The organism is Escherichia sp. HH091_1A (genome assembly GCF_030295175.1).
Taxonomy (GTDB): Bacteria; Pseudomonadota; Gammaproteobacteria; order Enterobacterales; family Enterobacteriaceae; genus Escherichia; species Escherichia coli_F.
The window spans coordinates 4,513,166-4,531,512 of the sequence record NZ_AP025747.1 but is presented as its reverse complement, the minus strand read 5'-3'; the positions used below and the strand labels follow the sequence as shown (position 1 = coordinate 4,531,512).

Below are 18,347 nucleotides of genomic sequence, written 5' to 3'. Positions count from 1 at the left end.
GCATATGCGAATCTTCGGATTTGCAGGTACTTACTCGCTTCTTAGAAGGAGAAATGACTATGCGTAACTTCGATTTATCCCCACTGATGCGTCAATGGATCGGTTTTGACAAACTGGCCAACGCACTGCAAAACGCCGGTGAAAGCCAGAGCTTCCCGCCGTACAACATTGAGAAAAGCGACGATAACCACTACCGCATTACCCTTGCGCTGGCAGGTTTTCGTCAGGAAGATTTAGATATTCAACTGGAAGGTACGCGCCTGAGCGTAAAAGGCACGCCGGAGCAGCCAAAAGAAGAGAAAAAATGGCTGCATCAAGGGCTTATGAATCAGCCATTTAGCCTGAGCTTTACGCTGGCTGAAAATATGGAAGTCTCTGGTGCAACCTTCGTAAACGGTTTACTGCATATTGATTTAATTCGTAATGAGCCTGAACCCATCGCAGCGCAGCGTATCGCTATCAGCGAACGTCCCGCGTTAAATAGCTAACTAGCTATTCTCTTTGCCCCACCATTCTGGTGGGGCTTTTTTTGTCTTTCTTACTCAACAAAGCGTTAAATTTCGCCTGTTTAAGATATTTCGGCACGTTCTTTCCCGTGATAATGTGCGCTATAAGGCAAATCTGCTTCACCGATTCAGCCATAATCCGTAGCAATTAAAATGTTATCTCAAGAGAAATGGACGATGAGTGATATAGCATTAACGGTCAGTATTCTGGCTTTGGTGGCAGTCGTCGGTTTGTTTATCGGCAACGTCAAATTTCGCGGCATAGGATTAGGTATTGGCGGCGTGCTGTTTGGTGGGATCATCGTCGGCCATTTTGTTTCTCAGGCGGGGATGACATTAAGTAGCGATATGCTGCATGTTATTCAGGAATTTGGCCTGATCCTGTTCGTTTATACCATCGGTATTCAGGTGGGGCCGGGCTTCTTTGCCTCATTGCGCGTCTCCGGATTACGCCTCAACCTGTTTGCTGTTCTGATCGTCATCATCGGTGGTCTGGTTACCGCCATCCTGCATAAACTGTTTGATATTCCACTGCCGGTAGTACTGGGGATTTTCTCCGGTGCGGTAACCAATACGCCAGCGCTGGGGGCAGGGCAGCAGATCTTGCGCGACCTGGGTACACCAATGGAAATGGTCGATCAGATGGGGATGAGTTACGCGATGGCGTATCCATTCGGCATTTGCGGGATCTTGTTCACCATGTGGATGTTGCGGGTTATTTTCCGCGTCAATGTCGAGACAGAAGCCCAGCAGCACGAGTCTTCACGCACCAATGGCGGCGCGCTGATCAGGACTATCAATATTCGCGTTGAGAACCCTAACCTGCATGACTTAGCCATTAAAGATGTACCGATTCTCAACGGGGACAAAATTATCTGTTCGCGTCTGAAACGAGAAGAAACCCTAAAAGTACCTTCGCCTGATACCATTATCCAACTGGGTGATTTGCTGCATCTGGTGGGGCAGCCAGCGGATTTACATAATGCGCAACTGGTGATTGGTCAGGAGGTCGATACCTCGCTGTCCACGAAAGGCACTGATTTACGCGTCGAGCGTGTGGTGGTCACCAATGAAAACGTGCTTGGTAAGCGTATTCGCGATCTGCACTTTAAAGAACGCTATGACGTTGTTATCTCGCGTCTGAACCGTGCCGGGGTCGAACTGGTCGCCAGTGGTGATATCAGCCTGCAGTTCGGCGATATCCTCAACCTGGTGGGGCGTCCGTCCGCAATTGATGCCGTTGCCAATGTGCTGGGGAATGCGCAGCAGAAACTGCAACAGGTTCAGATGCTGCCGGTGTTTATTGGTATCGGGCTTGGCGTATTGTTAGGTTCTATTCCCGTCTTTGTGCCGGGATTCCCGGCGGCGTTGAAACTGGGACTGGCGGGCGGCCCGCTGATTATGGCGTTGATCCTCGGGCGTATCGGCAGTATCGGTAAGCTGTACTGGTTTATGCCGCCAAGCGCCAACCTCGCGCTGCGGGAGCTGGGGATCGTACTGTTCCTCTCGGTAGTGGGGCTGAAATCCGGTGGGGATTTTGTAAATACCCTGGTCAATGGCGAAGGGCTAAGCTGGATTGGATATGGTGCCCTGATCACCGCCGTTCCGCTGATTACTGTTGGTATTCTGGCGCGGATGTTAGCCAAAATGAATTACCTGACCATGTGCGGAATGCTGGCTGGCTCCATGACCGATCCTCCGGCGCTGGCATTTGCTAATAATCTTCATCCAACCAGCGGTGCGGCGGCACTCTCTTATGCCACTGTCTATCCGTTGGTGATGTTCCTGCGCATTATCACCCCACAATTACTGGCGGTGCTCTTTTGGAGTATCGGTTAACTCTTTTCCGGGTGGAGTCGCCGTAAATGGTACTCCACCTGGTATTCACTGGCATTTCTGAACATCACTGAATAATTCAAAAACTCACCGCTCTCACTATATGACAACGAGGTGATCCGCAGCAGTGGTGTGTGTTCCGCTACCTTCATTTGCCGCGCCAGCAGTCTATCGGCGAGAACCGGCGTCAGGCTTTCATAATTACCGCCAATAAGAATCCCGCACTCTTGTTCAATATATTCAAACTTCGACCCTTCCAGATGTTGCAGCGAAAGGTTGCGGAACAGTTTTACCGGCATATAGCTATCTTCCAGCATCAGCGGTTTCCCTTCCACAAAACGAACGCGACGGGAGAAGTAGATCTGCTCGTTGATTTGAATCCGTAATTGGCTGGCAATGGCCGGAGGCGCAGGCATGATTTCAAATATTAGCACCTGGCTGGTGACTGTTTTCCCCTGGCGTTTTAACACCTCCACCAGCCCGGTCAGGCTGGCAGTTTGATGCAGTACATCTTTGCGCACCAGATAAGTACCGCTGCCGTGGCGGCGGACCACCAACCCCCACGCCACCAGCAGGTCAATGGCTTTACGGATGGTCATCCGTGATACCGCAAACTCTTCCGCCAGCTTTTTTTCACCGGGAAGAAGACTGTTTAGCGTGAAATCCGCGGAGTTAAGTCGAATTCTTAACCGCTCCGCAATGCTTTTGTAGATCATCTCTAGATCTCTTTTTTGCCTGCAAGCCCGGGTAAAGCGCCCACAAATTTCGATTAATCCGTTGAAAAAGCATCTTTTTTTTAGTGATGTGTTCGATGCTGTGTACCCGTGTTCACAGATGTCTACTTTTTCGCGAAAACGTAGATCTCTACCGCTCAACGAAAAGCATGAAAGCGATCACGAATCCCACTGGGTCGTCATGTTCTGCCGATAGCATCTTCCTATCCTCGCTCCAGGCCTGCCGCATAACCAATCAGGCTTCCTACTTACAGAATTGAGAAAAGAGGATGTGGAAATGCTCAGTCAAATTCAACGCTTTAGCGGCGCGATGTTCACGCCAGTGCTGCTGTTTCCCTTCGCCGGGATTGTGGTGGGTCTTGCCATTTTGCTGCAAAACCCGATGTTTGTCGGGGAATCACTGACCGATCCGAACAGTTTATTCGCGCAAATCGTACACATCATTGAAGAGGGCGGTTGGACGGTATTCCGTAATATGCCGCTGATTTTTGCTGTCGGTTTACCCATTGGCCTTGCGAAGCAAGCGCAGGGGCGTGCTTGTCTGGCGGTGATGGTGAGTTTCCTGACCTGGAACTATTTCATCAACGCGATGGGAATGACCTGGGGAAGCTACTTCGGCGTCGATTTCTCTCAGGACGCAGTGGCAGGTAGCGGGCTGACAATGATGGCGGGAATTAAAACCCTTGATACCAGCATTATCGGCGCAATTATCATTTCCGGCATTGTGACAGCGTTGCATAACCGTCTGTTCGATAAAAAACTGCCGGTGTTTCTCGGCATTTTTCAGGGGACATCTTATGTGGTGATTATCGCCTTCCTGGTGATGATCCCATGCGCGTGGCTGACATTGCTCGGCTGGCCAAAAGTACAAATGGGGATTGAATCTCTGCAAGCGTTCCTGCGTTCGGCGGGTGCGCTTGGGGTCTGGGTTTACACCTTCCTCGAACGCATTCTGATCCCAACCGGTTTACACCACTTCATCTACGGACCGTTTATCTTTGGTCCGGCAGCTGTTGAGGGCGGCATTCAGATGTACTGGGCGCAGCATCTGCAAGAGTTCAGTCTGAGCGCCGAGCCGCTGAAATCGTTGTTCCCGGAAGGCGGTTTTGCCCTGCACGGCAACTCAAAAATCTTTGGTGCCGTGGGCATTTCTTTAGCGATGTACTTCACCGCTGCACCGGAAAATCGGGTAAAAGTGGCGGGCTTGCTGATCCCCGCAACCTTAACCGCCATGCTGGTGGGAATTACCGAACCGCTGGAATTTACCTTCCTGTTCATTTCACCGTTGCTGTTTGCGGTACATGCTGTGCTGGCAGCTTCAATGTCGACTGTGATGTATCTCTTTGGTGTGGTGGGCAACATGGGCGGTGGTCTGATAGACTAGGTTTTACCGCAAAACTGGATCCCGATGTTCAGCAACCACGCGGATATGATGCTGACCCAAATCGCCATTGGGTTGTGCTTTACCCTCTTGTACTTCGTTGTCTTCCGCACCCTGATTCTGCAATTCAACATGTGCACACCGGGGCGTGAAGATGCGGAGGTGAAGCTCTACTCGAAAGCCGAATACAAAGCCTCGCGAGGCCAAACTACCGCTGCAGAGCCCAAAAAAGAGCTGGAGCAGGCTGCCGGCATCCTGCAAGCCCTGGGCGGGGTGGGCAATATCTCCAGCATCAACAATTGCGCGACGCGTCTACGTATTGCACTGCATGACATGTCACAAACACTGGATGACGAAGTCTTTAAAAAGCTGGGAGCGCATGGCGTCTTCCGTAGTGGTGATGCCATTCAGGTGATCATTGGTTTGCATGTTTCCCAGCTGCGTGAACAGCTCGATAGCTTAATTAATTCTCATCAATTAGCAGAAAAAGTTGCCATTACGGAGGCAGTATAATGACCAAATTCTCAGTGGTTGTCGCAGGCGGTGGAAGCACCTTTACGCCAGGCATCGTGTTGATGTTATTGGCGAATCAGGATCGTTTCCCGCTTCGCGCACTGAAATTTTATGATAACGATGGCGCACGGCAGGAAGTGATTGCCGAAGCCTGTAAAGTTATTCTTAAAGAGAAAGCGCCGGACATTGAGTTTAGCTACACCACCGATCCTGAAGTGGCGTTCAGCGACGTTGATTTTGTCATGGCGCACATTCGTGTCGGCAAATATCCGATGCGCGAACTGGATGAAAAAATACCGCTGCGCCACGGCGTTGTCGGTCAGGAAACTTGCGGACCCGGCGGAATAGCGTACGGCATGCGGTCTATCGGTGGCGTCCTGGAACTGGTGGATTATATGGAAAAATATTCACCAAATGCCTGGATGCTCAACTACTCCAACCCGGCAGCAATTGTGGCAGAAGCCACACGTCGTCTGCGCCCGAACGCGAAAATCCTCAACATCTGTGACATGCCAATCGGTATTGAAAGTCGGATGGCGCAAATTGTTGGGCTGCAAGATCGCAAACAGATGCGCGTGCGCTACTACGGCCTGAACCACTTTGGCTGGTGGACATCAATTGAAGATTTGCAGGGCAACGACCTGATGCCCCAGCTGCGGCAATATGTCTCTAAGCACGGTTATGTTCCACCGCAGCAAGATACACATACTGAAGCGAGCTGGAACGACACCTATGCAAAAGCGCGGGATGTCCAGGCACTGGATCCGGATACATTGCCGAACACCTATCTGAAATATTATCTCTTCCCGGATTATGTCGTTCAGCATTCCAACCCTGAACATACCCGCGCGAATGAGGTGATGGAACATCGCGAGAAACAGGTTTTCGATGCTTGCCGCGCCATTACGGCGGCAGGAAATTCGGCGGCGGGCAAGCTGGAAATTGACGAACATGCGTCATACATCGTCGATCTGGCAGCGGCAATCGCCTTTAACACTCAGGAGCGGATGTTGCTGATTGTGCCTAACAATGGGGCAATTCATAACTTTGATGATGAAGCGATGGTCGAGATCCCGTGTCTGGTCGGGCACAACGGACCAGAACCACTGGTGGTCGGCGATATCCCGCAGTTTCAGAAAGGGTTAATGAGTCAGCAAGTGGCGGTGGAAAAACTGGTCGTGGACGCCTGGGAACAGCGTTCATATCAGCACCTGTGGCAGGCGATTACCCTGTCGAAAACGGTACCGAGCGCCTCGGTCGCCAAAGCTATTCTGGATGAGTTGCTGGAGGCCAACAAAGCGTACTGGCCAGAGTTACGTTAATTGTGTGGACTGGCATCCGTTGGGTGCTGGTCCGTATTCTTCAGCACCGCTGACGGCGCATAACCAAATTTATGTTTAAAGGCTTTGCTGAAATGAAAGGAGTCGAAGAAGTTGAGCGTATCAGCGACTTCGCCAACCGAGTTACCTTGTTGCTTTAATAGCGATAGCGCCAGATCCAGACGTGCATCGAGGTAATATTCTTTCGGCGTCTTGCCGGTATAGCGTAAAAACAGACGACGCAACCAGGCTTCGCTACAGGGGATCGTGGCAGCCATATCAGCTACGCTCCAGCGTTGTTGCAGACTGGCATGTAAAGTGGCAATTAGTTTTTCAATTTGCCGCCGTTGTGGATCTTTTTTACCGTCTGAGTACATAAGACAAATCCACTGATAAATAATTTTCGTCAGAAAAGCGACTGCCAGATTATTTTTTATTGCTTCTGGTGAAGTAATTAATTCAGCAACTTCGGTGAGTTCCTGATTATAAACTTCGCCATTATAAATAACGCTTTGCTGACCGACGGGAATATCCATCATACTGGTGGGGGTAAATTCCATCCAGTACTGTTCCCAGACTAAACCTTCACAGTGATAAGAGTGAATATCCATTGGCTTTAAAAATATAATACAGTTGCCATGCAGTGTTATTTGTTCACCATTCTTTAAAATAATTTTCCCACATCCTTGTACGGTATACACCGCAACCCATGAGTTGGCGATAAGCGGTTTCTTCTTGTCCCGCGGCCAGATCACCCGATAATGCTCGTCGGCGTAGGTATGCCAGAGCGAGATCAGAGAAATTCCGCTGGAGATCACATTTTCGTTAATCAATAAGGGAATATTGTACGGAGTTTCGTTTTTTACATCCGAACTTTGCAATTTTCCATTCATTTTAATATCCCTCCGGCGAATTATGCTCACAACCTGAACTTAACAGAAAACAATCCGTTCAGGGATACGACGTTTGTATTTTAAGAATCTGACTGCCTGACCCGACGCATTTTACCTCTCCCTATATTCATGCGTCCGGGACATAAACATAAATAAGGGCTATGAGATGAATTCGTTACAAATCTTGAGTTTTGTCGGTTTTACGCTGCTGGTGGCGGTCATCACCTGGTGGAAGGTCCGCAAAACAGATACCGGATCGCAACAAGGCTATTTTCTTGCCGGACGTTCACTAAAAGCGCCGGTTATTGCCGCTTCGTTAATGTTAACCAACCTTTCCACGGAACAACTGGTTGGACTTTCCGGGCAGGCCTACAAAAGCGGCATGTCGGTGATGGGCTGGGAAGTCACTTCTGCGGTGACGCTGATCTTCCTCGCGCTAATCTTTTTACCGCGCTATCTGAAGCGTGGCATTGCCACCATCCCCGATTTCCTGGAGGAACGTTATGATAAAACGACGCGTATTATCATCGACTTCTGCTTCCTCATTGCCACTGGCGTTTGCTTTCTGCCAATTGTTCTCTACTCCGGCGCGTTGGCGTTAAACAGCCTGTTTCACATCGGGGAATCGCTACAAATTTCTCACGGTGCGGCTATCTGGCTACTGGTTATTTTGCTTGGCCTGGCGGGAATTTTGTATGCGGTGATCGGCGGACTGCGCGCGATGGCGGTGGCGGACTCCATTAACGGTATTGGGCTGGTTATTGGCGGGTTGATGGTGCCGGTGTTTGGCCTGATCGCGATGGGCAAGGGCAGCTTTATGCAGGGCATTGAGCAACTCACCACCGTTCACGCCGAGAAATTAAACTCAGTCGGCGGCCCGACCGATCCCTTGCCGATTGGCGCGGCATTTACCGGTTTGATTCTGGTGAACACCTTTTACTGGTGTACAAATCAGGGCATCGTGCAACGCACGCTGGCGTCAAAAAGCCTGGCGGAAGGGCAAAAGGGGGCGCTGTTAACGGCGGTGCTGAAAATGCTCGACCCGCTGGTACTGGTGCTGCCAGGGTTGATTGCGTTTCATCTTTATCAGGATTTACCTAAAGCCGACATGGCCTACCCGACGCTGGTCAATAACGTTCTGCCAGTGCCACTGGTAGGTTTTTTCGGCGCGGTGTTATTTGGTGCGGTGATCAGTACTTTCAACGGCTTTCTGAATAGCGCCAGTACGTTATTCAGTATGGGCATTTACCGACGCATCATTAACCAAAATGCCGAGCCGCAGCAACTGGTTACCGTCGGGCGCAAATTTGGTTTCTTTATCGCCATTGTTTCGGTGCTGGTCGCGCCGTGGATCGCCAACGCGCCGCAGGGGCTGTATAGCTGGATGAAACAGCTCAACGGTATTTACAACGTGCCGCTGGTTACCATCATCATTATGGGCTTTTTCTTCCCCCGCATTCCGGCACTGGCGGCAAAAGTGGCGATGGGGATTGGCATTATCAGCTACATTACCATCAACTATCTGGTGAAGTTCGACTTCCATTTCCTCTATGTGCTGGCCTGTACGTTCTGCATCAACGTGGTAGTGATGCTGGTGATTGGTTTTATCAAACCACGCGCCACGCCGTTCACTTTCAAAGATGCGTTTGCGGTGGACATGAAGCCGTGGAAAAACGTCAAGATCGCGTCAATTGGCATCTTGTTCGCGATGATTGGCGTCTATGCCGGGCTGGCTGAATTCGGCGGCTACGGTACGCGCTGGTTAGCGATGATCAGTTATTTCATCGCTGCCGTAGTGATTGTCTACCTGATTTTTGACAGCTGGCGGCATCGTCACGACCCAGCCGTAACCTTTACTCCCGACGCGAAGGATAGCCTATGAAACGCCCCAATTTTCTGTTCATCATGACCGATACCCAGGCCACCAATATGGTCGGTTGCTATAGCGGTAAGCCGCTGAATACGCAAAATATTGATAGTCTGGCGGCGGAAAGTATTCGCTTTAATTCCGCCTATACCTGTTCTCCGGTTTGTACACCAGCGCGCGCCGGGCTGTTTACTGGTATCTACGCTAACCAGTCCGGCCCGTGGACCAATAACGTCGCGCCGGGCAAAAACATCTCCACTATGGGACGCTACTTTAAGGATGCGGGCTATCACACCTGTTACATTGGCAAATGGCATCTCGACGGTCATGACTATTTCGGCACTGGCGAGTGTCCGCCGGAGTGGGACGCTGATTACTGGTTCGATGGGGCGAACTACCTTAGCGAACTGACGGAAAAAGAGATCAGCCTGTGGCGCAATGGCCTAAACAGCGTTGAGGATTTACAGGCGAACCAGATCGACGAAACCTTCACCTGGGCGCACCGCATCAGCAATCGGGCGGTAGATTTTCTGCAACAGCCCGCGCGCGCCGAGGAACCCTTCCTGATGGTGGTTTCGTATGATGAGCCGCATCACCCGTTCACCTGTCCGGTGGAGTATTTAGAGAAATACGCTGATTTTTACTACGAACTTGGCGAGAAATCACAGGATGACCTGGCGAACAAACCGGAACATCACCGCTTATGGGCGCAGGCGATGCCATCGCCAGTCGGTGATGACGGGCTTTATCACCATCCGCTCTATTTTGCCTGCAATGACTTTGTTGATGACCAAATCGGACGGGTCATCAATGCCTTAACGCCAGAGCAACGTGAAAATACGTGGGTCATTTATACCTCCGATCATGGTGAAATGATGGGCGCACATAAGCTGATCAGTAAAGGAGCGGCGATGTATGACGACATCACCCGTATTCCGCTGATCATCCGTTCGCCGCAAGGGGAGCGGCGGCAGGTCGATACGCCAGTCAGTCATATCGATTTACTGCCGACAATGATGGCGCTGGCAGATATTGAAAAACCAGAGATTCTGCCGGGGGAAAATATCCTTGCTGTGAAAGAGCCGCGTGGCGTGATGGTGGAATTTAACCGTTATGAGATTGAGCATGACAGCTTTGGCGGTTTTATTCCGGTGCGTTGCTGGGTGACGGATGACTTTAAACTGGTGCTAAACCTCTTCACCAGTGATGAACTTTACGATCGCCGTAACGACCCAAATGAAATGCATAACCTGATCGATGATATCCGTTTTGCCGACGTTCGCCGCAAAATGCATGACGCCTTGCTGGATTACATGGACAAAATTCGCGATCCGTTCCGCAGTTACCAATGGAGTCTGCGTCCGTGGCGTAAAGATGCGCAACCGCGCTGGATGGGGGCGTTCCGTCCACGCCCACAGGATGGCTATTCGCCGGTAGTACGCGACTATGACACCGGCCTGCCAACACAAGGGGTGAAGGTGGAAGAGAAAAAACAGAAGTTTTGACGACAATGCCCGTTGGCGATAACCCAGCGGGCAAAATATTCAGGCTGCTTAAATCAGCGAACCGCCGGTCAGGAAGGAAAAGATAAGGAATATCAGCAAAATGCTGCACACGATGCCGATACCAAAAAGCAAGGTATGGAAAGCCAGCGTCCCGCCGCCAAAAACCAGCGCGCCGCGAATGCCCCAGCGATTTTCCTTACGCATACCGCCAACAAATGCGCAAAGTAGCGCAGCAATGGCCAGTGCGATACCGCTTTGATCGAGGATTTTATCGACATCTACATCCTCTTTTTTCTCCACGGTGGTAATTTTTTCGCCTTTTATTCCGGCGAGAAGACCTCTTTTAATTTCAGCCGTTTTGTCCGCCACGATGCTTTCAAGCGTTGGCGGTGGTGCGGAAAAAGGGCCGAATGAAAAGTGGATAATCCCCATCATTAAAGCGATGGCACCGAACAGCATGCCCAATGAACTGATTTTATTTTGCGCTATGATACCCATCTGACCTCCTTGTAGCGGATGGCAAAAGCATATCAGGAAACGGGCGGACGAAATTCTTAAAAAAACCGCTAAAGGTAGAGCGTTAGTGAAATTGCAAAGGAGCAACAATGAAAATTTCCCGCCTCGGAGAAGCGCCCGATTACCGCTTCTCGCTGGCTAATGAGCGTACTTTTTTGGCGTGGATCCGTACTGCACTAGGATTTCTGGCGGCGGGGGTTGGGCTTGATCAACTTGCGCCAGATTTCGCCACGCCCGTCATTCGCGAACTGCTGGCGTTGTTGTTGTGTCTGTTTTCCGGCGGGTTAGCGATGTATGGCTACTTGCGCTGGTTACGCAATGAAAAAGCGATGCGTCTGAAAGAGGACCTGCCCTATACCAACAGCTTATTAATCATCAGCTTAATATTGATGGTCGTGGCGGTGATCGTTATGGGACTGGTGTTGTATGCCGGATAGCCGCAAAGCCAGACGCATTGCCGACCCAGGGCTGCAGCCGGAGCGTACATCACTGGCGTGGTTTCGTACCATGCTGGGCTACGGTGCGTTGATGGCGTTGGCTATCAAACACAACTGGCACCAGGCGGGCATGTTATTCTGGATTTCGATTGGCATCCTCGCCATCGTGGCGCTGATCCTCTGGCACTACACCCGTAATCGCAATTTAATGGATGTCACGAATAGCGATTTTTCCCAATTTCACGTAGTCCGTGACAAATTTTTGATCTCCCTCGCGGTGTTATCTCTCGCAATACTGTTTGCTGTAACGCATATACATCAACTTATCGTATTTATTGAGAGAGTCGCATGACAGGAAGTCAGGTCATTGATGCTGAAGAGGACAGGCATAAACTGGTTGTAGAGTATAAGGATGCTCTGCAACCTGCCGATTTTTATTACAATTTCAAACAGCGGGGCATCCGCTCCGTACAGCTTATTCCCCATCTTGAATTTGATGACCGGGGCGATCTGACGGCCGCTTCGGTGACAGCAGAGCTGTGGGGGAAATTTTTAATTGCCCTGTTCGAGTGTTGGGTACGGGCAGATATCAGTCGTATCTCGATTGAGCTTTTTGACGCCACCCTACAAAAATGGTGTGGCAGCGAAAACCCGCAACCGCGCCGTGGCTGCCAGGCGTGCGACTGGCATCGGCTGTGCCCGCACGCTCGGGAGGAGACGCCAGACAACGTGCTTTGTGCGGGCTATCAGGCGTTTTATTCTTACTCCGCGCCGCATATGCGGGTGATGCGTGATCTGATAAAGCAGCATCGTTCTCCCATGGAGCTGATGACGATGCTGCGGTGACGTGAGCTTAAACGGGCTGCCCCTGATGCGACATCCGCGTCGCCAGCGGTAGCCAGCACAGCACGATCAACAATCCCATTAAGGTCATCAACAACCCCAGGCTGCCCTGACCGGTTTGCGGCAACATCGCAGAGAGCGACGCAAGCACGCCGGAACCAATGTTTTGCAGACCGCCGACCAGCGCGCCAGCCGTGCCCGCCAGGAAGGGGAACGGTTCCATTGCGCCGCTGGTAGCCAGCGGAAACAGCATCCCGGCACCGAAAAAGAACAGCGCGGCGGGAACGAGCAGCGTCCAGACATTCATCACGCCAAACCAGTCGGGGATCCACATCAGCAAGCCAGCCAGCAGGCAGCAGATAACCGACTGCCACATCAACGTTGAGAAGCGTTTATTAGGACGTCCGGCAAACCATGCCCCAAAAAATGCCGCCGGAATCGGCAGAATAAACAAAATACTGACCGTCATACTGCTCAGCCCTAATACCGCACCCATCAGCACGCCGGAGCAGGCTTCAAAGGCGGCAATCCCGGCCAGACCGCCAATCAGCATCAGCAAATAACAGTTAAAACCGCTGTTACCGAAAAGTGTTTTATAACTGGTAAGCAGGCGCGTGCGCGGTGCATCTACCGGACGCGTTTCCGGCATCCAGCGCGCCATACTGAAGGTCACACCGGCACAAAGTACCAACAGGAAGAGATAACAGGCGCGCCAGTTCCACATCGTATCCAGCAGACCGCCGATTAACGGTGCGAGCAAAGGACTGACTAGAATACCCATATTTAACAGGCTGTTAGCATGACGCAACTGTGTCCGTTCATATAAATCACGCGGCAATGTACGCGCCATCACGCCGCCTACGCCGGTGCCCATCCCCTGCATCGCGCTGGCGGCAATCAACACCGTCAAACTGGAGGTCGTGACCGCGACCAGCGTTGCCAGCATAAAAATGGACATTCCGACGAGGATCACCGGTCGGCGACCCACACGGTCGGATATCGGGCCATAAAACAGTTGCGAGACACCGTAAGTCAGCAGATAAGCGCCCATTACGCTTTGCACCGCCCCTTCACGAACGTTGAGATCGCGCGCCATATCGGCAATAGCTGGAATATAAATGGTTTGCGCCATCTGACCGACGGCCACGAGTAATACCAACATCAATAACAAATTGACGTTTCTATGCCTTTTCATTATCACGGATGCTTTTATAAAAATAATTAGAATAAGTCACTACGCATTCCCATAAATGCGGGAGAGGAATCTATCACATTGATGAATGTTAGCCAGATATACGCCAGGAATGGGGAATTGTTTAGCGGCAGAATATGTAAACAAAAGCGGCAATAAATGTTGCCGGGAGGGATGGTAGGTCGGATAAGATGCGTCAGCATCGCATCCGACACCAACCCACACGCTAAATATAAAAGGGGAGCGGTTACCCGCTCCCCTTTGGTGCGACTTGAATCTGAATTACTTCAGGTATTTCAGAACAGCATCAAGCAGTTGCAGTGCTGCAACAATGAGTTTGAGGATAAGAATGGCGATATCCACCAGGCTCATACGCGTCTCCTGTGGTTCAGGAGCACTGCCAGCTGACGTACCTTTCCGCTGCCTGTTGCCAGCTGTTGTGCACGCGGTATCTCAAGGAGAAACGTTGTGCTTGTTGACATAACACAGTGTGCTCACGCGGGGTTAAGGCGCTGACGGCACCACCCGTTTCAGCCAGGACTTAGTGCGCCGGGTAACGATGCGGCCCCCGCATAACACATTGCGTACAGTGATATTATAGAAGTTTACTGTATAAATAAACAGTAATATTTAGACAAAACGTAAACTGTGATCGATACTCAACTATGTACTAAATACGTCAAAATTCGTGCCGAAATTGCGCGTTCTGCGCGGAACACGTATACTTTCAGTGTTGACATAATACAGTGTGCTTTGCGGTTACCAGCCGCGGGCGGCTGACGAAACCTCGCTCCGGCGGGGTTTTTTATTGCCTGCTTTTCAGTACAAAACGTGATCAATCCCTCAATTTTCCCTTGATGAAAAATTTTCCATTGTCTCCCCTGTAAACCTGTGCTTGTATAAATATTGTTAAACACAAAACCAACAAGGTCCCCAATGACTACTTCCATGCTCAACGCAAAACTACTACCAACTGCGCCATCCGCCGCAGTGGTCGTCGTGCGTGTGGTGGTGGTCGTCGGCAATGCGCCGTAGGGACTGGAACAACACACGATTCCAAAACCCCGCCGGCGCAAACCGGGCGGGGTTTTTCGTTTAAGCACCTCCCGGAAAGTCGGCCCAGAAGAAAAGGACTGGAGCATGGCAAGTTCGGGCACATCATCGACACGTAAGCGCTTTACCGGCGCAGAATTTATCGTTCATTTCCTGGAACAGCAGGGCATTAAGATTGTGACGGGCATTCCGGGCGGTTCTATCCTGCCTGTTTACGACGCCTTAAGCCAAAGCACGCAAATCCGCCATATTCTGGCTCGCCATGAACAGGGCGCGGGGTTTATCGCTCAGGGAATGGCGCGCACTGACGGCAAACCGGCAGTCTGTATGGCCTGTAGCGGACCGGGTGCGACTAACCTGGTGACCGCCATTGCCGATGCGCGACTGGACTCCATCCCGCTGATTTGCATCACCGGCCAGGTCCCTGCCTCAATGATCGGCACTGACGCCTTCCAGGAAGTGGACACCTACGGCATCTCTATCCCCATCACCAAACACAACTATCTGGTCAGACATATCGAAGAACTCCCGCAGGTCATGAGCGATGCCTTCCGTATTGCGCAATCAGGCCGCCCTGGCCCGGTGTGGATAGACATTCCTAAGGATGTGCAAACGGCAGTTTTTGAGATTGAAGAACAGCCCGGTATGACAGAAAAAGCTGCCGCGCCTGCGTTTAGTGAAGAGAGTATTCGTGACGCAGCTGCAATGATTAACGCCGCCAAACGCCCGGTGCTCTATCTGGGCGGCGGTGTCATTAACGCGCCCGCGCGGGTGCGTGAACTGGCGGAGAAAGCGCAGCTGCCTACCACCATGACTTTAATGGCGCTGGGCATATTGCCAAAAGCACATCCCCTGTCGCTGGGTATGCTGGGGATGCACGGCGTGCGCAGCACCAACTACATTTTGCAGGAGGCGGATCTGCTGATTGTTCTCGGCGCGCGTTTTGATGACCGGGCGATTGGTAAAACCGAGCAGTTCTGCCCGAATGCCAAAATTATTCATGTCGATATCGACCGCGCAGAGCTGGGCAAAATCAAGCAGCCGCACGTAGCGATTCAGGCGGATGTTGATGACGTGCTGGTGCAGCTGATCCCACAGGTGGACGCGCAACCGCGTGCAGAGTGGCACCAGTTGGTAGCCGATTTGCAGCGCGAATTCCCGTGTCCAATCCCGAAAGCGTGTGATCCGTTAAGCCATTACGGCCTGATCAACGCCGTTGCCGCCTGTGTCGATGACAACGCGATTATCACCACCGACGTGGGTCAGCATCAGATGTGGACCGCGCAGGCTTATCCGCTCAATCGCCCACGCCAGTGGCTGACCTCCGGCGGGCTGGGCACGATGGGCTTTGGCCTGCCTGCGGCCATTGGCGCGGCGCTGGCGAACCCGGATCGCAAAGTGTTGTGTTTCTCCGGCGACGGCAGCCTGATGATGAATATTCAGGAGATGGCGACCGCCAGTGAAAACCAGCTGGATGTGAAAATCATTCTGATGAACAACGAAGCGCTGGGGCTGGTGCATCAGCAACAGAGTCTGTTCTACAAGCAGGGCGTTTTTGCCGCCACCTATCCGGGCAAAATCAACTTTATGCAGATTGCCGCCGGATTTGGCCTCGAAACCTGTGATTTGAATAACGAAGCCGATCCGCAGGCTGCATTGCAGGAAATCATCAACCGCCCTGGGCCAGCGCTGATCCATGTGCGCATTGATGCCGAAGAAAAAGTGTACCCGATGGTGCCGCCAGGTGCGGCGAATACTGAAATGGTGGGGGAATAAGCCATGCAAAACACAACTCATGACAACGTGATTCTGGAGCTCACCGTTCGCAACCATCCGGGCGTAATGACCCACGTTTGTGGCCTTTTTGCCCGCCGCGCTTTTAACGTTGAAGGCATTCTCTGCCTGCCGATTCAGGACAGCGACAAAAGCCATATCTGGCTACTGGTCAATGACGACCAGCGTCTGGAGCAGATGATAAGCCAAATCGATAAGCTGGAAGACGTAGTGAAAGTGCAGCGTAATCAGTCCGATCCGACGATGTTTAACAAGATTGCGGTGTTTTTTCAGTAAGGAGCGATATTAAACCGCTCGGGGGAGTTACTGATGAGCGATTTTTGATAGATCCGTTCAGATATATAGGGTGAAATTGTGCCAGAGACCATCTCAGGCACAATTTATTAGCCCAGGACGTTAATTTAAGTCGCTGCACCGATAACCAGGGGGTTGACAGTTAGGGCTAAAAATTTCCAGCGATGGTGTTAAATTCTGATTGCTGTCTATACCAGTGGTCATGACCAGCATTCTATTAATTAATGGTTCATCGTGAGGTATATTATGGCAAGCCCTATAAACAGCGGAACAATGATGTCAAATCCCTGCCCTTCCACCTTTTTGGATAAAAATAGAATTATTGCTGCTGAGCTTAATATCACAAATAACGAGAAAAAATATTCACCTGGCAGTAATTTCGCAAAATGGATGTTACAGGAAATAAAACGCTTAATAGCAAATATTATGTCCGGTTCTCGCAGTGTTAATACCGAAATTCTTAACTATTTTCACCCTATGCCAGGCACTGAAAATAATGGTAATCGTACCTGGATGGCGGCAACTGGAGAGAACGAATACACCGTAATTGAACAAACAGGTGGCAAATCCTTTAATGTTTTTCAGGTTGGTGCAGGTAAAAATAATATAAAAGAAATATTGGGGAATACATCATATTCTGGAGTGGCTGTAGCGACTATTATCAAATCGCTATCTGAAAAAACTGCTGCGTTAGAAACACATTCTGCTGACACGGTTTTGAGGAAAAAATTAGTTAATAGTATTGTTCTGATGAATGCGGATTGTAATTACGAAATGCCTGCAGAAATTTTGAGTAATACATATGATTTATTAAACCTGCGAATTCAAAAAGATGAGGGGCATTTACCTGTTCAGGAAAAAATTGATATTGATGCTGATTATTTATACTCTATGACTATGGATGCTCATAGATGTATAAAAGAACAAACTAAACCAAGTGGCGCTGCAAAAATAACTTGCTGTGGTGTTGAGTTAAGTAAAGATATTCTTAAAATATTTGCAAGCAAAATTGAAATAATTGAAAAAGATCTAAGTTATAGTCAAAAGACACCTGAACAATTGGTTGCACAGGTATGCTTTAATGATGATGATTGTGCTCGGGTAAGAGAATTATTAAAACAATCAAACGGTAATATTACGGATGATAAGATTGATGAAATAATCGCTTGCTTAGCCAGTCCTCAGGGGATTACATGTTTTTATTATTCTTCCGCACAAGGCTATCAGACTCGCTTACAACATACATCTCAAGATGTTCGCGAGTTACTCTCAAAGAGTTTGGATGGTGCCACTTCATTAACATTGCATTTAAAAAAATCAGGAAATGCTTTTTTTGGGTCTGGAAAGTATCTTAATGAAATGGATTTTACTATGAATGGGTTTAGTCAGAAGATATATTTGATGGCGGTTAATAAAATTGAAAATGAAGTTAATCTTCAGTGCGCTCGTTATATTACTACCGGTAGTGTCGACGAGAAAAACTCCACCAGCGATAAAGTCTCTTTTACATTTTCTGGTGCCGCAACAACTGCTGATTTATGATTTTTTCTTGATAAAGCGCGTTTATCATTAAGATGAACGCGTATTGTTAACCGTCTGTGTGTAAACAGTCTTTTTGAAAAAATGAGCGATTTTTGATAGTGAATAAGTAGTGTTAGTGATGC

The 18,347-nt window shown here is 50.2% G+C and carries 18 protein-coding genes and 1 pseudogene; 14 read left to right on the top strand and 5 right to left on the bottom strand.

Annotated features, from left to right (window positions below):
• Window positions 1-59 precede the first annotated feature (59 nt).
• On the top strand, window positions 60-488 hold the full coding sequence (ibpB, locus tag QUF14_RS22590; RefSeq protein ID WP_001243426.1) for a small heat shock chaperone IbpB: 429 nt from the start codon (window positions 60-62) through the stop codon (window positions 486-488).
• 195 nt (window positions 489-683) lie between these two features.
• Window positions 684-2,345 carry a putative transporter gene (locus QUF14_RS22585; protein WP_001279763.1) on the top strand — a complete coding sequence of 554 codons (1,662 nt, stop codon included), beginning with the start codon at window positions 684-686 and terminating at the stop codon, window positions 2,343-2,345.
• On the opposite strand, the gene QUF14_RS22580 is transcribed toward QUF14_RS22585, so the two are convergent.
• Window positions 2,342-3,058: a GntR family transcriptional regulator gene (locus QUF14_RS22580; protein ID WP_001300779.1), complete on the bottom strand. Its 717-nt coding sequence runs from the start codon at window positions 3,056-3,058 to the stop codon at window positions 2,342-2,344. The genes QUF14_RS22585 and QUF14_RS22580 overlap by 4 nt on opposite strands.
• Before the next feature lie 295 nt (window positions 3,059-3,353).
• On the opposite strand from QUF14_RS22580, the pseudogene QUF14_RS22575 reads away from it, so the two are divergent.
• Together QUF14_RS22575 and QUF14_RS22570 are read left to right on the top strand one after the other, a co-directional pair.
• Window positions 3,354-4,970 (top strand): annotated as a pseudogene (locus QUF14_RS22575) (PTS sugar transporter subunit IIB).
• The gene (locus QUF14_RS22570) at window positions 4,970-6,292 is read left to right on the top strand and encodes a 6-phospho-alpha-glucosidase (protein WP_032185514.1); all 1,323 of its coding nucleotides are present in this window, start codon (window positions 4,970-4,972) and stop codon (window positions 6,290-6,292) included. Before QUF14_RS22575 ends, QUF14_RS22570 begins: the two are co-directional and overlap by 1 nt.
• Here the strand turns inward: QUF14_RS22570 and QUF14_RS22565 are convergent.
• Entirely contained in the window at window positions 6,289-7,182 is an 894-nt protein-coding gene (locus QUF14_RS22565) for a helix-turn-helix transcriptional regulator (RefSeq protein ID WP_001366762.1), read from the bottom strand. The two genes, QUF14_RS22570 and QUF14_RS22565, sit on opposite strands and share 4 nt — an antisense overlap.
• Window positions 7,183-7,348: 166 nt before the next feature.
• Here QUF14_RS22565 and QUF14_RS22560 point away from each other — a divergent pair, with 166 nt between their 5' ends.
• Complete coding sequence (locus QUF14_RS22560) at window positions 7,349-9,064, top strand: solute:sodium symporter family transporter (protein ID WP_001087132.1); 1,716 nt, start codon at window positions 7,349-7,351, stop codon at window positions 9,062-9,064.
• The gene (locus QUF14_RS22555) at window positions 9,061-10,554 is read left to right on the top strand and encodes a sulfatase family protein (RefSeq protein ID WP_000828521.1); all 1,494 of its coding nucleotides are present in this window, start codon (window positions 9,061-9,063) and stop codon (window positions 10,552-10,554) included. Before QUF14_RS22560 ends, QUF14_RS22555 begins: the two co-directional genes overlap by 4 nt.
• A 48-nt stretch (window positions 10,555-10,602) precedes the next feature.
• Here the strand turns inward: QUF14_RS22555 and yidI are convergent, their stop codons facing one another.
• Entirely contained in the window at window positions 10,603-11,052 is a 450-nt protein-coding gene (gene yidI, locus QUF14_RS22550; protein WP_000511296.1) for an inner membrane protein YidI, read from the bottom strand.
• A 107-nt stretch (window positions 11,053-11,159) separates the two neighbouring features.
• On the opposite strand from yidI, the gene QUF14_RS22545 reads away from it, so the two are divergent.
• From QUF14_RS22545 to QUF14_RS22535, 3 genes are read left to right on the top strand one after another with little or no spacing between them, the layout of a single operon-like run.
• A complete protein-coding gene (locus tag QUF14_RS22545; RefSeq protein WP_000703959.1) occupies window positions 11,160-11,507 on the top strand; it encodes a YidH family protein in 348 nt (115 codons plus the stop codon).
• A complete protein-coding gene (locus QUF14_RS22540; RefSeq protein ID WP_001113432.1) occupies window positions 11,497-11,859 on the top strand; it encodes a DUF202 domain-containing protein in 363 nt (120 codons plus the stop codon). The genes QUF14_RS22545 and QUF14_RS22540 overlap by 11 nt, the downstream gene beginning before the upstream one ends.
• Window positions 11,856-12,353 (top strand): radical SAM protein, encoded by a 498-nt coding sequence (locus QUF14_RS22535; protein WP_000148072.1) that lies wholly within the window; start codon window positions 11,856-11,858, stop codon window positions 12,351-12,353. Before QUF14_RS22540 ends, QUF14_RS22535 begins: the two co-directional genes overlap by 4 nt.
• A gap of 7 nt (window positions 12,354-12,360) precedes the next feature.
• Here QUF14_RS22535 and emrD read toward each other — a convergent pair whose 3' ends face one another.
• Window positions 12,361-13,545: a multidrug efflux MFS transporter EmrD gene (emrD, locus tag QUF14_RS22530; protein ID WP_001306726.1), complete on the bottom strand. Its 1,185-nt coding sequence runs from the start codon at window positions 13,543-13,545 to the stop codon at window positions 12,361-12,363.
• Window positions 13,546-13,626: 81 nt separating this feature from the next.
• Here emrD and ysdE point away from each other — a divergent pair, with 81 nt between their 5' ends.
• Window positions 13,627-13,701, top strand: coding sequence for a protein YsdE (gene ysdE, locus QUF14_RS22525; protein WP_211180519.1), 75 nt, complete (start codon window positions 13,627-13,629; stop codon window positions 13,699-13,701).
• 123 nt (window positions 13,702-13,824) lie between these two features.
• Here ysdE and tisB read toward each other — a convergent pair whose 3' ends face one another.
• Window positions 13,825-13,914, bottom strand: coding sequence for a type I toxin-antitoxin system toxin TisB (gene tisB / locus QUF14_RS22520; protein WP_000060506.1), 90 nt, complete (start codon window positions 13,912-13,914; stop codon window positions 13,825-13,827).
• Window positions 13,915-14,478: 564 nt separating this feature from the next.
• On the opposite strand from tisB, the gene ivbL reads away from it, so the two are divergent.
• The 4 genes from ivbL (at window position 14,479) to QUF14_RS22500 (ending at window position 18,225) form a co-directional block, all read left to right on the top strand.
• Window positions 14,479-14,577: an ilvB operon leader peptide IvbL gene (gene ivbL, locus QUF14_RS22515; protein ID WP_001300753.1), complete on the top strand. Its 99-nt coding sequence runs from the start codon at window positions 14,479-14,481 to the stop codon at window positions 14,575-14,577.
• A 105-nt stretch (window positions 14,578-14,682) separates the two neighbouring features.
• Window positions 14,683-16,371, top strand: a complete 1,689-nt coding sequence (gene ilvB / locus QUF14_RS22510) for an acetolactate synthase large subunit (protein WP_100733592.1) — start codon at window positions 14,683-14,685, stop codon at window positions 16,369-16,371.
• A 3-nt stretch (window positions 16,372-16,374) separates the two neighbouring features.
• Entirely contained in the window at window positions 16,375-16,665 is a 291-nt protein-coding gene (gene ilvN, locus QUF14_RS22505) for an acetolactate synthase small subunit (RefSeq protein WP_001181706.1), read from the top strand.
• 1,077 nt (window positions 16,666-17,742) lie between these two features.
• Window positions 17,743-18,225: a hypothetical protein gene (locus tag QUF14_RS22500; RefSeq protein ID WP_032304088.1), complete on the top strand. Its 483-nt coding sequence runs from the start codon at window positions 17,743-17,745 to the stop codon at window positions 18,223-18,225.
• The last annotated feature ends 122 nt before the right edge of the window (window positions 18,226-18,347 follow it).

Bases quoted from the DNA above. Each gene is read 5' to 3' on its own strand.
- ibpB (WP_001243426.1), top strand. From the start codon at position 60: ATGCGTAACTTCGATTTATCCCCACTGATGCGTCAATGGATCGGTTTT.
- QUF14_RS22585 (WP_001279763.1), top strand. From the start codon at position 684: ATGAGTGATATAGCATTAACGGTCAGTATTCTGGCTTTGGTGGCAGTC.
- QUF14_RS22580 (WP_001300779.1), bottom strand. From the start codon at position 3,058: ATGATCTACAAAAGCATTGCGGAGCGGTTAAGAATTCGACTTAACTCC.
- QUF14_RS22570 (WP_032185514.1), top strand. From the start codon at position 4,970: ATGACCAAATTCTCAGTGGTTGTCGCAGGCGGTGGAAGCACCTTTACG.
- QUF14_RS22565 (WP_001366762.1), bottom strand. From the start codon at position 7,182: ATGAATGGAAAATTGCAAAGTTCGGATGTAAAAAACGAAACTCCGTAC.
- QUF14_RS22560 (WP_001087132.1), top strand. From the start codon at position 7,349: ATGAATTCGTTACAAATCTTGAGTTTTGTCGGTTTTACGCTGCTGGTG.
- QUF14_RS22555 (WP_000828521.1), top strand. From the start codon at position 9,061: ATGAAACGCCCCAATTTTCTGTTCATCATGACCGATACCCAGGCCACC.
- yidI (WP_000511296.1), bottom strand. From the start codon at position 11,052: ATGGGTATCATAGCGCAAAATAAAATCAGTTCATTGGGCATGCTGTTC.
- QUF14_RS22545 (WP_000703959.1), top strand. From the start codon at position 11,160: ATGAAAATTTCCCGCCTCGGAGAAGCGCCCGATTACCGCTTCTCGCTG.
- QUF14_RS22540 (WP_001113432.1), top strand. From the start codon at position 11,497: ATGCCGGATAGCCGCAAAGCCAGACGCATTGCCGACCCAGGGCTGCAG.
- QUF14_RS22535 (WP_000148072.1), top strand. From the start codon at position 11,856: ATGACAGGAAGTCAGGTCATTGATGCTGAAGAGGACAGGCATAAACTG.
- emrD (WP_001306726.1), bottom strand. From the start codon at position 13,545: ATGAAAAGGCATAGAAACGTCAATTTGTTATTGATGTTGGTATTACTC.
- tisB (WP_000060506.1), bottom strand. From the start codon at position 13,914: ATGAGCCTGGTGGATATCGCCATTCTTATCCTCAAACTCATTGTTGCA.
- ivbL (WP_001300753.1), top strand. From the start codon at position 14,479: ATGACTACTTCCATGCTCAACGCAAAACTACTACCAACTGCGCCATCC.
- ilvB (WP_100733592.1), top strand. From the start codon at position 14,683: ATGGCAAGTTCGGGCACATCATCGACACGTAAGCGCTTTACCGGCGCA.
- ilvN (WP_001181706.1), top strand. From the start codon at position 16,375: ATGCAAAACACAACTCATGACAACGTGATTCTGGAGCTCACCGTTCGC.